This window comes from Xylophilus sp. GW821-FHT01B05, from assembly GCA_038961845.1.
Lineage (GTDB): Bacteria > Pseudomonadota > Gammaproteobacteria > Burkholderiales > Burkholderiaceae_C > Xylophilus.
In genome coordinates, this window is the sequence record CP152408.1 from 1,778,455 (window position 1) to 1,795,577 (window position 17,123).

Here is a 17,123-nt window from a genome sequence, read left to right on the forward strand (position 1 = left end):
GCCCTTGCATGACATCTCCCTCGACGCCATCCGACACCGACGCCGACAGCGTGCGCGACGAAGACATCGCCTGCACCGAAGCCCTGCTGGTCGGCACGCTGGCCCTCATGACCGGCCATGCGCAGGCCTGCTGCGACATGCACCGCGAGACCATGGCGCGCAAGGTGGTCGTGCGCCTGCAATGCCTGGCGCGGCATGCGGCCTTTACACCGCACTTTCGCACCGCGGTCGAGAACCTGCAGGCCTGCTGGCTGCGCCAGGCCGGGCTGGACGGCCTGGTGGATGCCGGCGCGGTGGCCGCGCAAGCGCCAGCGCGCGAGCTGTGGCATGTGGCGCCGGAGGCGTTGCAATGAGCGCAACTGTCGCCAGCGCCGCACCCGCGCCCTTCGTACCCAGCGCCGCACCGCCCGCGCCCGACGTGCGCGCGCGCTTCCAGGCCGCGCGCGCCAGCGGCAAGCGCGCCAAGGACGCGGCCGAGAGCCTGGGCCTGCCCGAGGGCACGGCCATTGCCGCGCATGCCGGCCAGCACGACTACCCGCTGCGCGCCGTGCCGCTGGCGGGGCCCTGGGTGGAGCTGCTGCAGGCACTGGAGGCCTGCGGCCCGCTGATGGCGCTGACACGCAATGAATCCACCGTGCACGAGAAAACCGGTGTCTACCGCAAGGTCTCAAGCACCGGCCACGTCGGCCTGGCGCTGGGCGAAGAGATCGATCTGCGCCTTTTCTTCCAACGCTGGCACGCCGGCTTTGCCGTGACCGAGCCCGGCCGCGACCCGGCCGCGCCACCGGCGCAAAGCCTGCAGTTCTTCGACCCGCATGGCCTGGCCGTGCACAAGATCTACCTGCGCGAGGCCAGCGACCGCGCCGCGTTCGATGCGGTGGTGGCGCGCTTCGCACAGCCCAGCGCGGGCTATGTCTTTACCGCCGCGCCCGCACCCGTGCCACCGCAGCCCGACAGCGCCATCGACGCCGCAGGCTTTGCCGAGGCCTGGGCCGGCATGCGCGACACGCACGAGTTCTTCGGCATCACGCGCCGCTTTGGCGTCGAGCGGCAGCAGGGCTTCAGGTTGGTCGAAGGCCGTTTTGCCCGGCGCCTGGACAACAGCGCGATCCGCCGCCTGCTGCTGCTGGCTGCGGCCGACGACACGCCGATCATGGTGTTTGTCGGCAGCGGCGGCTGCATCCAGATCCATACCGGGCCGGTGCAGCGCATCGTGCCCATGTCTGCGCCCGGCGCCGAGTGGATCAATGTGCTGGACGAAGGCTTCAACCTGCACCTGCGCGAAGACCGCATCGCCAGCGTCTGGGTGGTAGAGAAGCCGACCGACGACGGCCATGTCACCTCGGTCGAAGCCTTTGACCACGACGGCGAGCTGATGGCCATGTTCTTTGGCGCGCGCAAGCCCGGCCAGGCCGAGCGCGAAGACTGGCGCCACATCGTCGCGCGCCTGCCGGGCCAGCTATGAGCACGCCCGCACGTCGCGTCGCGCTGCAGCGCATGGCCGGTGGCCTGCTGGCCGTGCCGGCGCTGCTGCAGGCGCAGCCGGCCGCGCGGCCACGCCGTTTGGTCGCCATCAGTGGTGCCATCACCGAGATGGTCTATGCGCTGGGCGCCGAGTCGCTGCTGGTCGGCACCGACACCACCAGCCTTTATCCCGACGCCGCGCAGCGCACGGCCAAGGTCGGCTACATGCGCCAGCTGTCGGCCGAGGGCCTGCTGTCGCTGCGGCCCGATGCGGTAGTTGCCACCACCGAGGCCGGCCCGGCCGTGGTGCTGGACCAGGTGCGCAGCGCCGGCGTGCAGGTGGAACTGGTGCAGGCCGACCACAGCTGGGACGAGGTGCAGCGCAAGCTGCGCGCCGTGGGCCGCGCCGCCGCGCGCGAGGCCGATGCCACGGCCCTGCAAGCCCGGCTCGATACCGAATGGGCCGCAGTGCGCCAGCAGGTGGCGGGCGCCACGCGCCGCCCACGCATGCTGTTCATCCTGGCCCACGCGGCCAGCCCGCAGGTGGCCGGCGGCAATACCGCCGCCGACGCGCTGATCCGCTTTGCCGGCGGCATCAACGTGATGCAGGGCTTTGAGGGCTACCGCGCCATGACCGCGGAAGCCATGGCCAGCGCCGCGCCAGACCTGGTCCTGACCAGCACCCAGGGCATAGACGCGCAGGGCGGCGAGGCCGCCTTCTGGCAGCGCCCCGAACTGGCGCTGACGCCGGCCTTCCGCCGCCGCGCGCTGCTGGCCATGGAGGCCAACCGCATGCTGGGCTTTGGCCCGCGCCTGCCGGGCGTGGTGCGCGAGGTGCATGAGCGGGCACTGGCGCTGACAGCCAAGATATGAGCTGGCGTTTGTCGCCACGGGCCGCCCTGGCCCTGGGCGCGCTGTTGTTGCTTGCCGCCGTGGTGGCGGGCAGCGCCAGCGGCGCTTATCCGATCACGCCGGTCCAGTTGCTGCGCCTATTGGGTGAAGCCATAACAGGCACGCCCGGCGCCTCGGCCGAGTCGCTGGTGTTCTTCAATATCCGCCTGCCGCGCTTGCTGCTGGGCATTGCCACGGGCGCTGGGCTGGGCTTGTCGGGCGCGCTGATGCAGGGCCTGTTTCGCAATCCGCTGGCAGACCCGGGGCTGGTCGGCGTCAGCGGTGGCGCGGCGCTGGCGGCGGCAGCGGTCATCGTCGCCAGCAATTACTGGTGGCCGGGCCTGCCGCACACGCTGGGCAGCTGGAGCCTGGTGTTGATGGCCTTTGCTGGCGGCCTGACGGTGACCACGCTGATCTATGCATTGGCGCAAAGCCGTGGCGCCACGCGCATGGGGCTGATGCTGCTGGCCGGCATCGCGGTGAACGCGCTGGCCAACGCCGGCCTGGGCTGGCTCAGCTTTCTGGCTACCGACGAGCAATTGCGCAACCTGCAGTTCTGGCTGCTGGGCAGCCTGGGTGGTGCGCGTTGGAGCGCGGTGGCCTTGGTGGGCAGCATCGTCGCGGTGGCCGTGGCATGGGGCTTGACGCTGGCGCGGCCGCTGAATGCCATTGCGCTGGGCGAGGCCCAGGCTGCGCTGCTGGGCGTGCCGGTGGAGCGGGTCAAGCGCCGCGCGGTGCTGGCTTGCGCGCTGGCGGTGGGCGCGGTTACCGCCACTACCGGCATCGTCGGTTTTGTCGGCCTGATCGCGCCGCACTGGGTGCGCCTGGTGGTCGGCCCGGACCACCGCGTGGTGCTGCCCGGCGCGGCCTTGCTGGGCGCGGCCCTGGTGCTGGCGGCCGACGCGGTGGCGCGCACGGCGGTGCAGCCGGCCGAGCTGCCGCTGGGTGTGCTCACCGCCTTTATCGGCGCGCCGATGTTCCTGGCCATGCTGCGCCGCTTCCGGGGCAGCGCATGACGCTGGTGTGTGACGCTGCAGCGGTATCGGCCGACGGCCATCGCGTGCTGGCCACCGTCAACGCGCGGCTGCAGGCCGGGCGGGTGACGGCCATCCTTGGCCCCAATGGCGCGGGCAAATCGACCCTGTTGTCATTGCTGGCCGGCCAGCGCGCGCCGCATGCGGGCGCCGTGCTGCTGGACGGCGCGCCCGTGCACCGCCAGCCCGCCGCCGCGCTGGCCCTGCGGCGCGCGGTAATGGCGCAAGAGAGCGCGGTCGCGTTCGAGTTCACGGCCCAGGCCGTGGTCGAGCTGGGCCGCTTCCCGCACCGGCGCCAGCCGGATCAGGGCGAGGCCAGCATCGTCCCGCAGGCCATGGCCGCGACCGAGGTCACGCACCTGGCGCAGCGCGGCATGCATAGCCTGTCGGGCGGCGAGAAGGCCCGGGTGCACCTGGCACGCGCGCTGGCGCAGATCTGGTCGCCGCTGGCCGGTGGGGCAGCGCGCTGGCTGCTGCTGGACGAGCCCACCGCCGCGCTCGACCTGTCGCACCAGCACCAGGCCATGCGCCTGGCGCGCGATTGGGCACGGCAGCAGGGCATAGGCGTGGTGGCGGTGCTGCACGACCTGAACCTGGCGCTGCGCTATGCCGACGACGCGCTGGTGCTGGGCGGCAGCGCGGGCTGCACCCACGGGCCGGTGGCCCAGGTGCTGCAGCCGGCGCTGATCGCCGATGTCTGGGCCACGCCCTGCCAACGGGTGCAGGGCGCGGATGGCGCGGTGCAGTACCTGTTTGGGTAGTGTCAGGCCCAGCGTGCAATTTTTAAGAAAAAGTGCCTTAAGCCAAGGCGAGGATTGGGCTTATAGCTATAAAAAATATAGTAACCAGAAACCTCAGAGATGCACCGTGGCCGCCACCAGCCGGATCACCAGCGGCCGCACCAGCATCACGCAGCAGAACGCGGCCGGCATGGCCAGCGCATAGGCCTGCAGCACCCGGGTGATGAAGCCGCCGCCAAAACCGCCTTCTGCGGCAACGATCACGCAGCACATCAGGAAGGCCATGATGCTGGACATATAAAAAGCAAAGGCGATGGGCGCCAGGCGCCGGTGCAGCTTGCGGCGCTGCGGGCGGGTGGGGGAGGTCGGCAAGGTGGACATGGAAATGGACAGAGAGGGAATGGCAGAGGCGGATGCATCTACCGTGCCCGCACTGTAGGCACGTGGCCGCATGGCCGGTAGCCCTGCGCGGGTTCCTGCACTCCCAAGCTAAAGTATCGAATCAATATTTCGATTCATCAGTTTTTATGCCGAACCTGCGCGCCATAGAAACCTTCGTCAAGGCGCTGGAGGGCGGCAGCATCGCCGCCGCAGCGCGGCAACTGGGCATCACGCCCGCAGCCGCCAGCCAGAACATCGCGCGGCTGGAGCGCGACCTGGGCACGCGGCTGTTGACCCGCACTACGCGCTCCATGGCACTTACCGAGGCCGGCGAGCACTACCTGGCGCGCGTGGCGCCGGTGCTGGAGCAGTTGGAGCAGGCGCAGTCCGATCTGTCGCTGCTGCACGGCTCGCTGCAGGGCCGGCTGCGCGTGTCTTGCGCCACGGCCTTTGGCCTGCATGTGCTGGCGCCGCTGCTGCCGGCCTTCATCGCGCGCCACCCGCAGGTGCAATTGGAGCTGCTGATGGTGGACCGCCACGTCGACCCACTGAAGGAAGACGTGGACATCGGCATCCGCTACCGCGACGCGCTGGAGCCCGGCATGGTGGTGCGCAAGATCGCCGCCGTGCCCCGCGTGCTGTGCGCCGCGCCCGCCTACCTGGCCGCGCATGGCCGCCCGGCCGTGGCCGAAGACCTGCTGCAGCACGCCTGCCTGCTCTACCGGCGCGAGGTCGATGGCCGCTTCATGCGCTGGCCCTTCCAGCGCAACGGCGAGCGCACCGACCCGCCGCTGCGCATGGCGGCCGTCGCCAACGATGTCGACACGCTGGCGCAGATGGCCGTGCATGGCGCCGGCATTGCCTGGCTCGGCAGCTTCGTGGCCGGCCCGTTGGTGACGCAGGGGCGGCTGGAGGCGTTGTCGCTGCGCCCCGGCCGGCGCGGGCAACTGCAGTTCGTCGATGGCACGCTGGACTTCTTCGTGTGCTTCCGCGACCGCGCCTATGTGCCGGCCAAGGTAAGGGCCTTTGTCGACTTTCTGACCGAGGCGCTGGAGGGGCACCCGGCACTGACCTGGCCGCCAGCGAGCTGAGCCAGCATATGGAAAGAAGAAATCCTCCTTTCCCTTTTTTACGCGGCCGGGGTGTACTGCGGCTTCTGTAACAAGCTTGCAGAACCGCGCCCGACATGACCCTCGCCTCCGCTTCCGCCCCCATCGCCACGCATGCCCTCTTCGACGTGGAGCGCCTGCTGCGCCACGCGCCGGTCACGCTCTATGTCTGTGCGCCTGATGGCGACTTTGGCATGCGCTTTGTCTCGCACAGCGTGGTGGAGCTGCTCGGCCATGCGCCCGAGGCCTTCGTGCGCCGCACCGACTTCTGGATCGACCACATCCACCCGGACGACCGCGAGGCCATCGTGCAGGAGAAGCGCGGCATCGGCCCGCAAGAGACGCTGCTGCGCAAGTACCGCTTCCGCTGCGCCGACGGCGACTGGAAGTGGATCCGCGACCGCGCCCGCCGCGTGCCCGCGCCCGGCCCCGACGGGCGCGGCGAAATCGTCGGCGCCTGGAACGACATCACCGAGCTGATCGCCGCAGAAGAGCTGCTGCGCCACAGCGAGGCGCGGCACCGCTTCTTGGCGCACTACGACCCGCTGACCGATCTGCCCAACCGCACGCTGGTGCAGTTGCGCATCGACCAGGCCATTGCACAAGCGGGCGAGCAGGGCGGCAACCTGGCGCTGCTGTTTCTGGACCTGAACGACTTCAAGCTGGTCAACGACTCGCTCGGCCACGCTTGCGGCGACCAGTTGCTGCGCCAGGTCGGCCGGCGCCTGGAGCAGGGCGTGCGCCAGGGCGATACCGTGGGCCGCCTGGGCGGCGACGAGTTCGTGGTGCTGCTGCCCTCGGCCGGGCCGACCGGCGCGGCCAAGGTGGCGCAGAAGATCCAGACGCTGCTGGAGGCACCATTCGAGCTGGACGGCCAGCGCCTGTTCGTGCGCACCAGCATTGGCATCAGCGTCTATCCGCGCGACGGCAGCGATCGTGGCGAACTCACCCGCCATGCCGACGTCGCCATGTACCAGGCCAAGGAGAGCGGCGGCGGCTACCGCCTGTTCCACCCGTCGATGCAGGCCGGCCACGAGAACCGCCACACGCTGGAGGTCGAGCTGCGCATTGCGCTGGAGCAGCAGCAGTTCGTGCTGCACTACCAGCCGCAGGTCAGCGTGGCAACGGGCCGCATCGTCGGCGTCGAGGCGCTGGTGCGCTGGCAGCACCCGCAGCGCGGGCTGGTATCACCCATGGAATTCATCCCGCTGGCCGAGCGCACGCTGCTGATCCAGCCGCTGGGCCGCTGGATCATTGCGCAGGTCTGCCGCGACCTGCAGCAGTGGCAGGCACAGGGGCTGCCGCGCATCACCGTGGCCCTCAATTTGTCGCTGCGCCAATTGCAGGAGCCGGGCTTCCTCGCCGACTTCCTGGCCACGATAGACGCCGAGGGCGTGCCGGCCGATTGCCTGGAGTGGGAGATCACCGAGAGCACCATGATGCAGAACCCGGACGTGGTCCGCGACTTCATGCGGCCCTGCCGCGAGCGCGGCATCCGCTTCTCCATAGACGACTTCGGCTCGGGCTATTCCTCGCTGGGCATGCTCAACCGCCTGCCACTGGACCGCATCAAGATCGACCAGGCCTTCATCCGCGACATGGCACAGGACAGCGGCATGCACGCCATCGTGCGCGCCATCCTGGTCATGGCCCGCAGCCTGGGCCTGGGCGTGGTGGCCGAAGGGGTGGAGAACGGCGAGCAGTTAGCCTGCCTGCAGGCGCTGCACTGCGACGTGGTGCAGGGCTACCACTTCAGCCGGCCGGTCCCGGCGCAGGTGTTGGCGGCGCTGCTGGCGGACGAGGCCGCGCAGGCCGCAGCGCGATGGGCCAGGCCCGAAGGCATCTGGGGGCCTGGCGGACGGCTGCTGTTTGCCGTTTGAGCCACCTCGCAGGTGGCCGGCAAACCATGGTGCTATTAGATATATAGCTATTAGCCCAGGCGCAGCCTGGGCTAGAGGCACTTTTTGCCAAAATCAAGCGGTGGCCGCGCCTCAATACTCCAGGCGCTCTGGCCGCACCTCTTGCAGGATGGTGGTGGCGATCTCTTCGATCGACTTGGTGGTGGTCGACAGCCAGCGGATACCGGCGCGGCGCATCATGGCCTCGGCCTCGGCCACCTCCTGGCGGCAGTTGAGCAGGTCGGCGTACTTGGAGTTGGGGCGGCGCTCGCTGCGGATCTGCGACAGGCGCTCGGGCAGGATGGTCAGGCCGAACAGCTTCTTGCGGTGCGGCACCAGCGCCGGCGGCAACTGGCGGCGGTCGAAGTCTTCGGGGATCAGCGGGTAATTGGCTGCCTTCAGCCCGTGCTGCATCGCCAGGTAGAGCGAGGTCGGCGTCTTGCCGCTGCGGCTGACACCCACCAGGATCACGTCGGCCGACTCCAGGTCGCGGTTGCTCTGGCCATCGTCGTGGGCCAGGCTGAAGTTGATCGCCTCGATGCGGTCGTTGTATTCCTTGCTCTTGGAGACATCGCTGAAGCGGCCCACGCGGTGCAGCGACTTGATGCCCAGCTCTTTCTCCAGCGGCTGCACAAAGGTGCCGAACATGTCCAGCAGCATGCCCTTGCAGCCGTCGCGCACCACGTGCAGCACCTCCATGTTCACCAGCGTGGTGAAGACGATGGGCTTGTTGCCCTCGACCTCGGCCACGTGGTTGATCTGCCGCACCACCTGGTGCGCCTTGTCCGCGGTGTCGATGAAGGGCAGGCGCACATGGCGCGGCTTGAACTCGAACTGCGACAGGATGGCGTTGCCAAAGGCCTCGGCCGTGATGCCGGTGCCGTCGGAAATGTAAAAAACGGTGCGAGTGTGCATGGGGCTCCAGAGGGAGGCGGGGCGGTGGTGGGTACGGCAGGAAGCGAAGGCGCAGCCTACAATCCGGCCGATTATCCGAATTCGCGCCATGCTCCGCCCCGACCTCCTAGAAGAACACCAAAGTCGCCGTGTCCGCACGGCCGCTGGTGCACGCGCGCCCGGATGCCAGGATTCAACCTTTGGAGCTCTCCCATGTCTGCACGCTTTGACGCGACCGCCCTGGTCGTACCGTTTGAGAACCTGAGAATGACCGACGTCGAGTCGGTAGGCGGAAAAAACGCCTCCCTCGGCGAAATGATCTCGCAGTTGCCCCAGGGCGTGCGGGTGCCGACTGGCTTTGCCACCACGGCCCACGCCTTCCGCCAGTTCCTGGCGCACGACGGCCTGGCCGACCGCATCAGCAAGCGCCTGGCCGCGCTCGACACCGAAGACGTGCGCGCGCTGGCCGCAGCCGGCGCAGAAATCCGCGCCATGGTCGAGGCCCAGCCCTTCCCAGCCGACCTGCAAAAGGCGATTGCCGAAGCCTTCGCCACCCTGTCTGCCGGCAACACGCAAGCCAGCTTTGCCGTGCGCTCGTCTGCCACGGCTGAAGACCTGCCCGACGCATCCTTTGCCGGCCAGCAGGAAACCTTCCTCAACGTCGTCGGCATCGAAGACGTGCTGCACAAGATGAAGGAAGTGTTTGCCTCCCTCTACAACGACCGCGCCATCAGCTACCGCGTGCACAAGGGCTTTGCCCACGACGTGGTGGCGCTGTCGGCCGGCGTGCAGCGCATGGTGCGCTCCGATCTGGGCGCGGCTGGCGTCATGTTCACCATCGACACCGAATCGGGTTTTGATCAGGTCGTCTTCATCACCTCCAGCTACGGCCTGGGCGAAACCGTGGTGCAGGGCGCCGTCAACCCGGATGAGTTCTACGTGCACAAGCCCATGCTGCGCGCCGGCAATCGCGCCGTGATCCGCCGCAACCTGGGCAGCAAGCTGGTCCAGATGACCTTCGCCACGGCCGAGGAAAAAGCCGCCAGCGGCAAGCTGGTCAAGACCATCGACGTGCCGACCGAGCAGCGCAACCGGTACTCGCTGACCGATGCTGATGTGGAGCAGCTCGCCAAGTACGCCCTGGTGATCGAAGAGCACTACGGCCGCCCGATGGACATCGAGTGGGGCAAGGACGGCACCGACGGCCACCTCTACATCCTGCAGGCCCGCCCCGAGACGGTGAAGAGCCAGCAAGCCGGCAAGGCCGAACAGCGCTACAAGCTGAAGGGCACCGGCACCGTGCTGGCCGAAGGCCGCGCCATTGGCCAGAAGATCGGTACCGGCCCGGTGCGCCTGGTGCACGACATCCGCGAGATGGACAAGGTCCAGCCCGGCGACGTGCTGGTCACCGACATGACCGACCCGAACTGGGAGCCGGTGATGAAGCGCGCCAGCGCCATCGTCACCAACCGCGGCGGCCGTACCTGCCACGCGGCCATCATCGCGCGCGAGCTGGGCATCCCGGCCGTGGTCGGCTGCGGCGACGCCACCGAGTTGCTGAAAGACGGCACCCTGGTGACCGTGAGCTGCGCCGAAGGCGACACCGGCCTGGTCTATGACGGCCTGATCGAGACCGAGGTGACCGAAGTCGTGCGCGGCGAAATGCCGCCGATCAAGACCAAGATCATGATGAACGTGGGCAACCCGCAGCTCGCGTTTGACTTCTGCCAGTTGCCCAATGAAGGCGTGGGCCTGGCCCGGCTGGAATTCATCATCAACAACAACATCGGCGTGCACCCCAAGGCCATCCTCGACTACCCGAACGTTGCGGTCGATTTGAAGAAGGCGGTGGAATCGGTTGCCCGTGGCCATGCCAGCCCCAAGGCCTTCTACGTCGACAAGGTGGCCGAAGGCGTGGCCACCATTGCGGCGGCCTTCTGGCCCAAGCCGGTGATCGTGCGCCTGTCGGACTTCAAGTCCAACGAGTACCGCAAGCTGATTGGCGGCAGCCGCTACGAGCCGGAAGAAGAAAACCCGATGCTGGGCTTCCGCGGTGCCGCGCGCTACGTGAGCGCCGAGTTCCGCGAGGCCTTTGCCATGGAGTGCGAGGCCATGCGCCGCGTGCGCAACGACATGGGCCTGACCAATGTGCAGGTGATGGTGCCCTTCGTGCGCACGCTGGGCCAGGCCGACCGCGTCACGCAACTGCTGGCCGAGCACGGCCTGAAGCGCGGCGAGAACGAGCTCAAGGTCATCATGATGTGCGAGGTGCCAAGCAACGCCATCCTGGCCGAGCAGTTCCTTGAATTCTTCGACGGCTTCTCGATCGGCTCCAACGACCTGACCCAGCTCACCCTGGGCCTGGACCGCGACTCGGGCCTGGAGCTGCTGGCCGCCGACTTCGACGAGCGCGACCCGGCCGTCAAGGCGCTGTTGTCCAAAGCCATCGCGGCCTGCAAGGCACAGGGCAAGTACGTGGGCATCTGCGGCCAGGGCCCTAGCGACCACCCGGACTTCGCCCAGTGGTTGGCCGATGAAGGCATTGCCTCGATCTCGCTCAACCCCGACAGCGTGATCGACACCTGGAAGCAGCTGGCCGGCTGACGCCCCGGGCTCCATGCAATAGAAGGCGGACCGCGCAAGCGGCCCGCCTTTTTTGCTTATGCGCCAAGGCCCACCGCGCCCAGATAGCGCTCCAGCGCCTCGGCATCGCTGGCCGCCACGATCGCGCCGATGTAGCCGTCCGGGCGCACCAGTACCCCATCACCGGGCCTCAGGGCATAGGCTTGGTGGAAGTGGCCGCCTTCGTCGCGCAGATCGCCGTGTGCGCCAACAGTGTGGATGTGCAGGCCTGGCCGCGCTGGCACGGCGGGGCTTTGCGCCTCGTAGCCCAGCAAGGTCCAGTGCGAGCCCTTGAACAGCTCGAACAGGCGCGTCGGCTGGCCGGCGGCGCCCATGATGGGAGCGTCCGGCGCCCGGTCGCCCGCGAGCAGGCCCTGGGTACGGGCGGGTTGCTCCAGTGCCAATGGGGATCCGGGGTAGCCAATGTCGAGCTGGTGGACCTCGCGCCCGCGCCGCATATCGCCGCGCTTGGCGGCATCGAGCAGCTTGGTGGCAAGGCCGAGCATGCCGGCCGCGACGGGGCGGCGCTCCGCCTCGTAGCTGTCGAGCAAGGTGTCGGATGCGCCGCCGGCCACCGCCGCCAGCTTCCAGCCGAGGTTGTAGGCGTCCTGGACGCTGGTATTGAGCCCCTGGCCGCCGGTTGGCGGATGGGTGTGTGCGGCGTCGCCCACCAGCAGCACGCGGCCGACGCGGTAGCGCTCGGCCAGGCGCGCGTTCATGTGGAAGGCCGAGGCCCAGGAGACCGATTGGATGCGGATGTCATTGCGGCCGGTGCGCTCGGCCACCATGGCGCTCAGCCCTGCGGCGGAGAGATCGACATCGCCTTCCAGCGGGATGGCGGCCTGCAGCTGGAACAGCTCGGTGCCGGCGAGCGGGCACAGCGCTACCTGCGTGTCCATCCCCGCTGCGTTGAATCGGTGCCAGGCCTCTCGTCCCAGTCCGCTCAGCACGACATCGGCTACCACCGCGCGCATGCCCAGCGTCTTGCCCGGAAAGCCGACGTCCAGCGCATGCCGCACGAAGCTGCGCCCGCCATCGGCGCCGACCAGATAGCGCGCGCGAATGGTTTCCTCGCCTGCCGGGCCGGTCAGCCGCGCCGTCACGCCGTCCTGGTCCTGCTCGAAGCCGATCAGCTCGCAGCTGAACGCCGGCCGCTGCCCCAATTCGGTCAGGCGCTCGCGCATCACGCCCTCGGTCAGGAACTGCGGCACCATCAGTGGCAGGTGATAGGGCTCGGCGGGCGTCGCGGGCTCATGCTCCATGACTAGCGACTCGGCATAGCTGCCGTCGGCGCGGTATTCCCGCTGGGGTGGATACAGGCCGCCAGCCGCGACGACCCGGTCGAGGATGCCCAGATCCTCGAAGACTTCCTGCGTGCGCGGCTGTATGCCCTTGCCGCGCGAGCCGCGGAAAGGCCCGTCCATTTTCTCGATCAGGCGAAAGGACAGGCCTCGCCGCGCCAGGTCGATTGCAAGCGTGAGGCCGGCCGCGCCAGCGCCGCAGATCAGGACGTCGACTGAAAGATGCTTTGTCATGGTGAACTCCAATGTGTGTAATATGCACATAAAGGAGTGAATGCTATGGCATCCCAAAAAAATGTGCAAGATGCACATATATCCACGCAATTAAGAGTCCTGCACGGCGCCTTGCTCACCATCGTGGGCGAAATGAACCGCCCCCAGCGCGACGAGGCGATGGTGCGGGAGGCGGGCATTTCGCTGGACCGCGCCTTGTTTCCGCTGCTGGTGGGGGTAGAGCGGCTCGGGCCGATCGGAGTGGTGGAGCTGGCCGACCGTGTCGGGCGCGACTACACGACGGTCAGCCGGCAAGTGGCAAAGCTCGAAAGCCTGGGCCTGGTGCTGCGCCAGGAAGGCGCCGAAGACCGCCGAGTGCGAGAAGCCATCGTGACGGCCAAGGGCAAGGCCATGACCGATGCCGTGGACGCCGCGCGGGAGCGCATCGGGCGGGCCATATTCGCAAACTGGGAGCCGCAGGACGTTGCCGAGCTGGTGCGGCTGCTGCAGAAATTTGCGGCAGATATCGAAAGTGGTGCGCCGCGCTGAGCGGGCGCCTGCCTATTCCTGCGCCACCGGCAGCGCCTCGACCATGTCGCGCACCAGGTGGCGGTGCTGGGGCGTCAGACGCAGGTAGCGCGTCAGCATGGCCTGGTCCAGGGGCGTGAGGCGGCGCGTCAACGCTTCGGGCTCGCGCGCGCTCACCATGCCGCCTTCTGTGCCAAAGCGCAGTTCCTGCGGCGGCACGTCGAGCCACTGTGCCAGCACGCGCAGCTTGTCCTGGGTGGGAATGGAGATGCCCATGAGCCAGTTGCGTACGGCATAGAGCGATACGCCCTTGCCCCAATAGCGCAGATTGAATTCATGGGCGACCGTGGTGGGAGAGGGCGCAATACCGGCGGAGGCGAGGGCTTGGCGCAGGCGCCTTGCAAAGATCTCTGCCTCCGGGTGGGGAGTCTTTTCGGGCATCTTCCGACGGTAGGAAGTCCGTGCGTGGGTGTGTGATAGTCTGTGTCACGTTTGCGTGATAGTAGATAACATATTGACCTGAAATCACACCCAGGGAGGGGCCGGACATGGAAACAGTTCCAGCAATGGGCAGATCAAGGGCCGTGGCGCTGAGGAGCCGTCATGGGCGGCGCTGAATCCCGCCACTTCAGGCCGGTCCGGCGTGCCGAGCCGCAAGAGGTCCGCGACCCACTGACCGGCCTCTACCTGCGCGAGCACTGGGAGTGGCTGCTGCAGGCCAACTTCGAGCTCACCCGCAGCACGGGCGGCACGGCCACGCTGGTCGCGGCCGAGCTGGACCACCTGCGCGCCGTTCAGGACCTGCGCGGCCAGGCCGCCACTGACCAGGCTCTGCGGACCTTCGGGCATCTGCTGCGCACACGGCTGCGCTCGACCGACATCCGGGGCTGTCGCGGCTCCGGCCGCTTCGGCATCCTGCTGCCCGATACCGACCTTGAAGGCGGCCGGTGCGCGGTCGAGCGGCTGCACTGGATGCTCGACGCCCGGCCACTACTGGCGGGCGAGCGCCTGACCGTGAGCTTCGGCGTCTGCGCGATAGGGCCGGACATGGAAGGCATTCAGTCCTGGCTGCAGCGGGCCGACGAACTGCTGCAGCAGGCCCGGCGCAGCGGCGGTGACTGTGTGCGGGCTTAGCTGGGGCTTGCTCGCAAATACCGAGGCGCGCACCGGCTGGCGCGGCGATGATGGGACATGGCCTTTCCTGCATTCCCGCCTGCGCCACCGATAGAGGGGGCGCCACCCGTGCCCGCCATGGTCAATCTGCCGCCGCCCGGCCATTGGCGCCTGCGGGCCGTGCTGTTGCTGGTCTGGGGCGCGGTGTCTTTCGGTGTTTGCTACCACGCGCGGGCGCTGCAGTTCAACGTCAATGGCTGGCCCTTCGGCTACTGGATGGCGGCGCAGGGCGCCTTGCTGGTCTTCATCGCGGTGGTCGTGGTCTATGCCACGGTACTGAACCGCGCCGAGCGCCGGGCCGCTGCGGCAAGGGCTTCCTGAGCGCATGGCGTCGGACGGCGGCTATTCCCCGGCCGGCACACGGCGCCTGCACGGCATCTTCATCGCCTACGTTGGCGGCGTGATCGCCTTCCTGCTGTTGCTGGGCTGGGCCGAGCGGCAGGGCCTGTCGCGCCACTGGATCGGGCCGGTGTTCCTGTTCGTGACCGTCATGGTCTATGCGGCCATAGGCATCTGGGGCCGCACCACCGACCCGGAGGAATACTACGTGGCCGGCCGGCGCATCCCGCCCATGTACAACGGCATGGCCGCCGCCGCCGACTGGATGAGCGCAGCCTCGTTCCTGAGCCTGGCCGGCGCGCTGTATCTGCAGGGCTTCTCCGGCAGCCAGGGGCAGGCGGGTGGGCTGGCTTATTTGCTGGGCTGGACCGGCGGCTTTTGCCTGGTGGCGATGCTGATCGCGCCACAGCTGCGCGCTATGGGGCTCTATACCGTGCCCGACTTTTTCCTGGTGCGCTATGGCGGGCGCTGGCCGCGGCGCATTGCGGCGCTGTCGGCGGTGCTGTGTTCCTTCACCTACCTGGTGGCGCAGATCTACGGTGTGGGCCTGATCGCCTCGCGCCTGACCGGCGTGCAGTTCGAGATCGGCATCATGCTGGGCCTGGGCGGCGTGCTGCTGTGCTCGTTCTTGGGCGGCATGCGCGCCATCACCTGGACCCAGGTGGCGCAGTACGTGGTGCTGCTGCTGGCTTTCCTGATCCCGGTGTCGTGGCTGGCCTACAAGCAGTTGGGCAACCCGTTGGCGCCACTGGTCTATGGCACCCAACTGGAGAAGATCGGCAGCCTGGAAGACGCACTGCGCGCCTCGCCCGCCGAGCGCGAGGTGGCGGCGCTCTACCTGCAGCGCGCGCAAGACTACGAGGCCCGGCTGCGCGATGTCGATGGCTCGCTGGCGGCAGAGCGCGAGCGCCGTCAAGAGCGCCTGCGCCTGCTGCGCCAGGGCAATGCCGATGTGGGCGAGGTGATGGCCGCCAGCCGTGAATTGAGCGCGCTGCCAGCCAATGCCGATGTGGCGCGTGCCCGCTGGAGCCGCGCCATGCGCGAGGACTACGAGCGCGCCCGCCCGCTGGGCGGCCTGCCGCCGCACCTGCAGGCCTTTGCCGGTGACCCGGACGGCTCGCCCGCGCAGCGCGAGGCCTTCGACATTTCGCGGCGCAACTTCCTGGCGCTGATGTTCTGCCTGATGGTGGGCACGGCCGGCCTGCCGCATCTGCTGACGCGCTACTACACCGTGCCTTCGGTGGCGGCGGCGCGCAGCTCGGTGGCATGGTCGCTGTTCTTCATCACGCTGCTCTACATCAGTGCGCCGGCGCTGGCAGTGCTGGTGAAGTTTGAGGTCATGCAGAACCTGGTGGGCATACGCTTCGACGCGCTGCCGGGCTGGATCACGCAGTGGACGCGGCTGGATTCATCGCTGTTGGCCATCGAGGACATCAACGGCGACGGCCTGTTGCAGTTTGGCGAGATCCGCCTGGGCGCAGACATGATCATGCTCGTCACGCCCGAGCTGGGCGGCCTGCCTTATGTGGTGTCGGGGCTGGTGGCGGCCGGCGGCCTGGCGGCGGCGCTGTCCACCGCGGATGGCCTGCTGCTCACCATCAGCAATGCGCTGGTGCGCGACATGGCGCTGCAAGAGATACGTCGCGCGCCATCACCCGAGCAGCGCGTGATCCTGACCAAGTTCGTGCTGCTGGGCGTGGCCATGCTCGCGGCTTTTGTGGCGGCGCTGAAGTCGGCGGAGATCCTGTCGCTGGTGACGGCATCGTTCTCGCTGGCCGCATCGGCCTTTGTGCCGGCCATGGTGCTGGGCATCTTCTGGCGCGGCGCCAGCCGTGCCGGTGCGGTGGCCGGCATGCTGGCCGGGCTGGGCACCACGCTCTATTACATGCTGGTGCACGCGCCCATGCTGCGCGGCTGGTTCGGGCTGACCGGCCACGGCAGCTTGTGGTGGGACATTCAGCCCGGGCTGGCCGGCGTGTTCGGCGTGCCGGTGGGCCTGCTGGTAACCTGGCTCGCGAGCCAGGTCGGGCCGCGGGATCACTGATCTCATCACCAACCAAGGGGGCCACATGATTCTGACCAAAACCGCCGTTGGCCTGCGCGTACTCAAGGACCGCTCGGTACCGCTGGCGCCACGCCAGCGCTCGGCCTTCATCCTGTTCGACGGCCAGCATTCATTGGTGGAGGTACTGCAGGCCACGGCCGGTATGGGCGTGACAGAGCAGGACGTAAGCGCGATGGTCGACGCAGGCCTGCTGGAAGAGGTATTGCCCGATGTGCGGGCCGTGCCCGAGCCGGTTGTCGCGCTGTCGCGTACGTCGACGCAGCGTTACCACGATGCCTATGCGGTGGCGACGGCGCTGACGGCCGAGCTGGGCTTGCGCGGCTTTCGCCTCAATCTGGCGGTGGAGGCGGCAAGCGGGCTGGAAGAGCTGCGGCAACTGGCCCCCAAGATCCGCGATGCGGTGGGCGCCACCAAGTTTGCGCCGCTGGATCAGGCGCTAAACGGCTAGCGACCTACGCCAGAAACACCGTG

Annotated in this window: 17 protein-coding genes; 13 read left to right on the forward strand and 4 right to left on the reverse strand. The window is 68.4% G+C overall.

Translation table 11 applies throughout. The features are described 5' to 3' along the window. Positions 1–8 precede the first annotated feature (8 nt). From AAFF27_08370 to AAFF27_08390, 5 genes are read left to right on the forward strand one after another with little or no spacing between them, the layout of a single operon-like run. Positions 9–353, forward strand: a complete 345-nt coding sequence (locus AAFF27_08370) for a hypothetical protein (protein XAH25191.1) — start codon at positions 9–11, stop codon at positions 351–353. Next, positions 350–1,465 carry a ChuX/HutX family heme-like substrate-binding protein gene (locus tag AAFF27_08375; GenBank protein ID XAH25192.1) on the forward strand — a complete coding sequence of 372 codons (1,116 nt, stop codon included), beginning with the start codon at positions 350–352 and terminating at the stop codon, positions 1,463–1,465. The genes AAFF27_08370 and AAFF27_08375 overlap by 4 nt, the downstream gene beginning before the upstream one ends. Continuing rightward, complete coding sequence (locus AAFF27_08380) at positions 1,462–2,337, forward strand: ABC transporter substrate-binding protein (protein XAH25193.1); 876 nt, start codon at positions 1,462–1,464, stop codon at positions 2,335–2,337. Before AAFF27_08375 ends, AAFF27_08380 begins: the two co-directional genes overlap by 4 nt. Next, positions 2,334–3,371 carry an iron ABC transporter permease gene (locus AAFF27_08385; GenBank protein ID XAH25194.1) on the forward strand — a complete coding sequence of 346 codons (1,038 nt, stop codon included), beginning with the start codon at positions 2,334–2,336 and terminating at the stop codon, positions 3,369–3,371. Before AAFF27_08380 ends, AAFF27_08385 begins: the two co-directional genes overlap by 4 nt. Beyond that, positions 3,368–4,150: a heme ABC transporter ATP-binding protein gene (locus tag AAFF27_08390; protein ID XAH25195.1), complete on the forward strand. Its 783-nt coding sequence runs from the start codon at positions 3,368–3,370 to the stop codon at positions 4,148–4,150. The genes AAFF27_08385 and AAFF27_08390 overlap by 4 nt, the downstream gene beginning before the upstream one ends. Before the next feature lie 93 nt (positions 4,151–4,243). Here AAFF27_08390 and AAFF27_08395 read toward each other — a convergent pair whose 3' ends face one another. After that, positions 4,244–4,510 (reverse strand): DUF2798 domain-containing protein, encoded by a 267-nt coding sequence (locus tag AAFF27_08395; GenBank protein ID XAH25196.1) that lies wholly within the window; start codon positions 4,508–4,510, stop codon positions 4,244–4,246. A gap of 146 nt (positions 4,511–4,656) precedes the next feature. On the opposite strand from AAFF27_08395, the gene AAFF27_08400 reads away from it, so the two are divergent. Together AAFF27_08400 and AAFF27_08405 are read left to right on the forward strand one after the other, a co-directional pair. Further along, complete coding sequence (locus tag AAFF27_08400; GenBank protein XAH25197.1) at positions 4,657–5,601, forward strand: LysR family transcriptional regulator; 945 nt, start codon at positions 4,657–4,659, stop codon at positions 5,599–5,601. A 95-nt stretch (positions 5,602–5,696) separates the two neighbouring features. After that, the gene (locus tag AAFF27_08405) at positions 5,697–7,499 is read left to right on the forward strand and encodes an EAL domain-containing protein (GenBank protein XAH25198.1); all 1,803 of its coding nucleotides are present in this window, start codon (positions 5,697–5,699) and stop codon (positions 7,497–7,499) included. A gap of 111 nt (positions 7,500–7,610) precedes the next feature. Here the strand turns inward: AAFF27_08405 and AAFF27_08410 are convergent, their stop codons facing one another. Then, positions 7,611–8,432, reverse strand: a complete 822-nt coding sequence (locus AAFF27_08410) for a pyruvate, water dikinase regulatory protein (protein ID XAH25199.1) — start codon at positions 8,430–8,432, stop codon at positions 7,611–7,613. Between the two features lie 192 nt (positions 8,433–8,624). Between AAFF27_08410 and ppsA the strand changes: the two genes are divergently transcribed. Continuing rightward, positions 8,625–11,015, forward strand: coding sequence for a phosphoenolpyruvate synthase (ppsA, locus tag AAFF27_08415; GenBank protein XAH25200.1), 2,391 nt, complete (start codon positions 8,625–8,627; stop codon positions 11,013–11,015). Between the two features lie 56 nt (positions 11,016–11,071). On the opposite strand, the gene AAFF27_08420 is transcribed toward ppsA, so the two are convergent. Then, positions 11,072–12,568: an FAD-dependent oxidoreductase gene (locus AAFF27_08420; GenBank protein XAH25201.1), complete on the reverse strand. Its 1,497-nt coding sequence runs from the start codon at positions 12,566–12,568 to the stop codon at positions 11,072–11,074. Between the two features lie 45 nt (positions 12,569–12,613). On the opposite strand from AAFF27_08420, the gene AAFF27_08425 reads away from it, so the two are divergent. Next, positions 12,614–13,096, forward strand: coding sequence for a MarR family winged helix-turn-helix transcriptional regulator (locus tag AAFF27_08425; protein ID XAH25202.1), 483 nt, complete (start codon positions 12,614–12,616; stop codon positions 13,094–13,096). A 12-nt stretch (positions 13,097–13,108) separates the two neighbouring features. Here AAFF27_08425 and AAFF27_08430 read toward each other — a convergent pair whose 3' ends face one another. Beyond that, complete coding sequence (locus AAFF27_08430) at positions 13,109–13,516, reverse strand: hypothetical protein (GenBank protein ID XAH25203.1); 408 nt, start codon at positions 13,514–13,516, stop codon at positions 13,109–13,111. 162 nt (positions 13,517–13,678) lie between these two features. Between AAFF27_08430 and AAFF27_08435 the strand changes: the two genes are divergently transcribed. The 4 genes from AAFF27_08435 to AAFF27_08450 are packed head-to-tail and all read left to right on the forward strand — an operon-like array spanning position 13,679 to position 17,100. Next, positions 13,679–14,209: a GGDEF domain-containing protein gene (locus AAFF27_08435; protein ID XAH25204.1), complete on the forward strand. Its 531-nt coding sequence runs from the start codon at positions 13,679–13,681 to the stop codon at positions 14,207–14,209. A gap of 57 nt (positions 14,210–14,266) precedes the next feature. Beyond that, complete coding sequence (locus tag AAFF27_08440) at positions 14,267–14,569, forward strand: sodium/substrate symporter small subunit (protein XAH25205.1); 303 nt, start codon at positions 14,267–14,269, stop codon at positions 14,567–14,569. Positions 14,570–14,573: 4 nt separating this feature from the next. After that, positions 14,574–16,631 (forward strand): VC_2705 family sodium/solute symporter, encoded by a 2,058-nt coding sequence (locus AAFF27_08445; GenBank protein ID XAH25206.1) that lies wholly within the window; start codon positions 14,574–14,576, stop codon positions 16,629–16,631. A gap of 25 nt (positions 16,632–16,656) precedes the next feature. Next, positions 16,657–17,100 (forward strand): hypothetical protein, encoded by a 444-nt coding sequence (locus AAFF27_08450; protein XAH25207.1) that lies wholly within the window; start codon positions 16,657–16,659, stop codon positions 17,098–17,100. Positions 17,101–17,123 lie beyond the last annotated feature (23 nt).

Coding starts and splice junctions, on each gene's coding strand:
- AAFF27_08430 (XAH25203.1), bottom strand. CDS start 13,516: ATGCCCGAAAAGACTCCCCACCCGGAGGCAGAGATCTTTGCAAGGCGC.
- AAFF27_08420 (XAH25201.1), bottom strand. CDS start 12,568: ATGACAAAGCATCTTTCAGTCGACGTCCTGATCTGCGGCGCTGGCGCG.
- AAFF27_08425 (XAH25202.1), top strand. CDS start 12,614: ATGGCATCCCAAAAAAATGTGCAAGATGCACATATATCCACGCAATTA.
- AAFF27_08370 (XAH25191.1), top strand. CDS start 9: ATGACATCTCCCTCGACGCCATCCGACACCGACGCCGACAGCGTGCGC.
- AAFF27_08410 (XAH25199.1), bottom strand. CDS start 8,432: ATGCACACTCGCACCGTTTTTTACATTTCCGACGGCACCGGCATCACG.
- AAFF27_08450 (XAH25207.1), top strand. CDS start 16,657: ATGATTCTGACCAAAACCGCCGTTGGCCTGCGCGTACTCAAGGACCGC.
- AAFF27_08390 (XAH25195.1), top strand. CDS start 3,368: ATGACGCTGGTGTGTGACGCTGCAGCGGTATCGGCCGACGGCCATCGC.
- AAFF27_08395 (XAH25196.1), bottom strand. CDS start 4,510: ATGTCCACCTTGCCGACCTCCCCCACCCGCCCGCAGCGCCGCAAGCTG.
- AAFF27_08405 (XAH25198.1), top strand. CDS start 5,697: ATGACCCTCGCCTCCGCTTCCGCCCCCATCGCCACGCATGCCCTCTTC.
- AAFF27_08385 (XAH25194.1), top strand. CDS start 2,334: ATGAGCTGGCGTTTGTCGCCACGGGCCGCCCTGGCCCTGGGCGCGCTG.
- AAFF27_08380 (XAH25193.1), top strand. CDS start 1,462: ATGAGCACGCCCGCACGTCGCGTCGCGCTGCAGCGCATGGCCGGTGGC.
- AAFF27_08435 (XAH25204.1), top strand. CDS start 13,679: ATGGGCGGCGCTGAATCCCGCCACTTCAGGCCGGTCCGGCGTGCCGAG.
- AAFF27_08375 (XAH25192.1), top strand. CDS start 350: ATGAGCGCAACTGTCGCCAGCGCCGCACCCGCGCCCTTCGTACCCAGC.
- AAFF27_08445 (XAH25206.1), top strand. CDS start 14,574: ATGGCGTCGGACGGCGGCTATTCCCCGGCCGGCACACGGCGCCTGCAC.
- ppsA (XAH25200.1), top strand. CDS start 8,625: ATGTCTGCACGCTTTGACGCGACCGCCCTGGTCGTACCGTTTGAGAAC.
- AAFF27_08400 (XAH25197.1), top strand. CDS start 4,657: ATGCCGAACCTGCGCGCCATAGAAACCTTCGTCAAGGCGCTGGAGGGC.
- AAFF27_08440 (XAH25205.1), top strand. CDS start 14,267: ATGGCCTTTCCTGCATTCCCGCCTGCGCCACCGATAGAGGGGGCGCCA.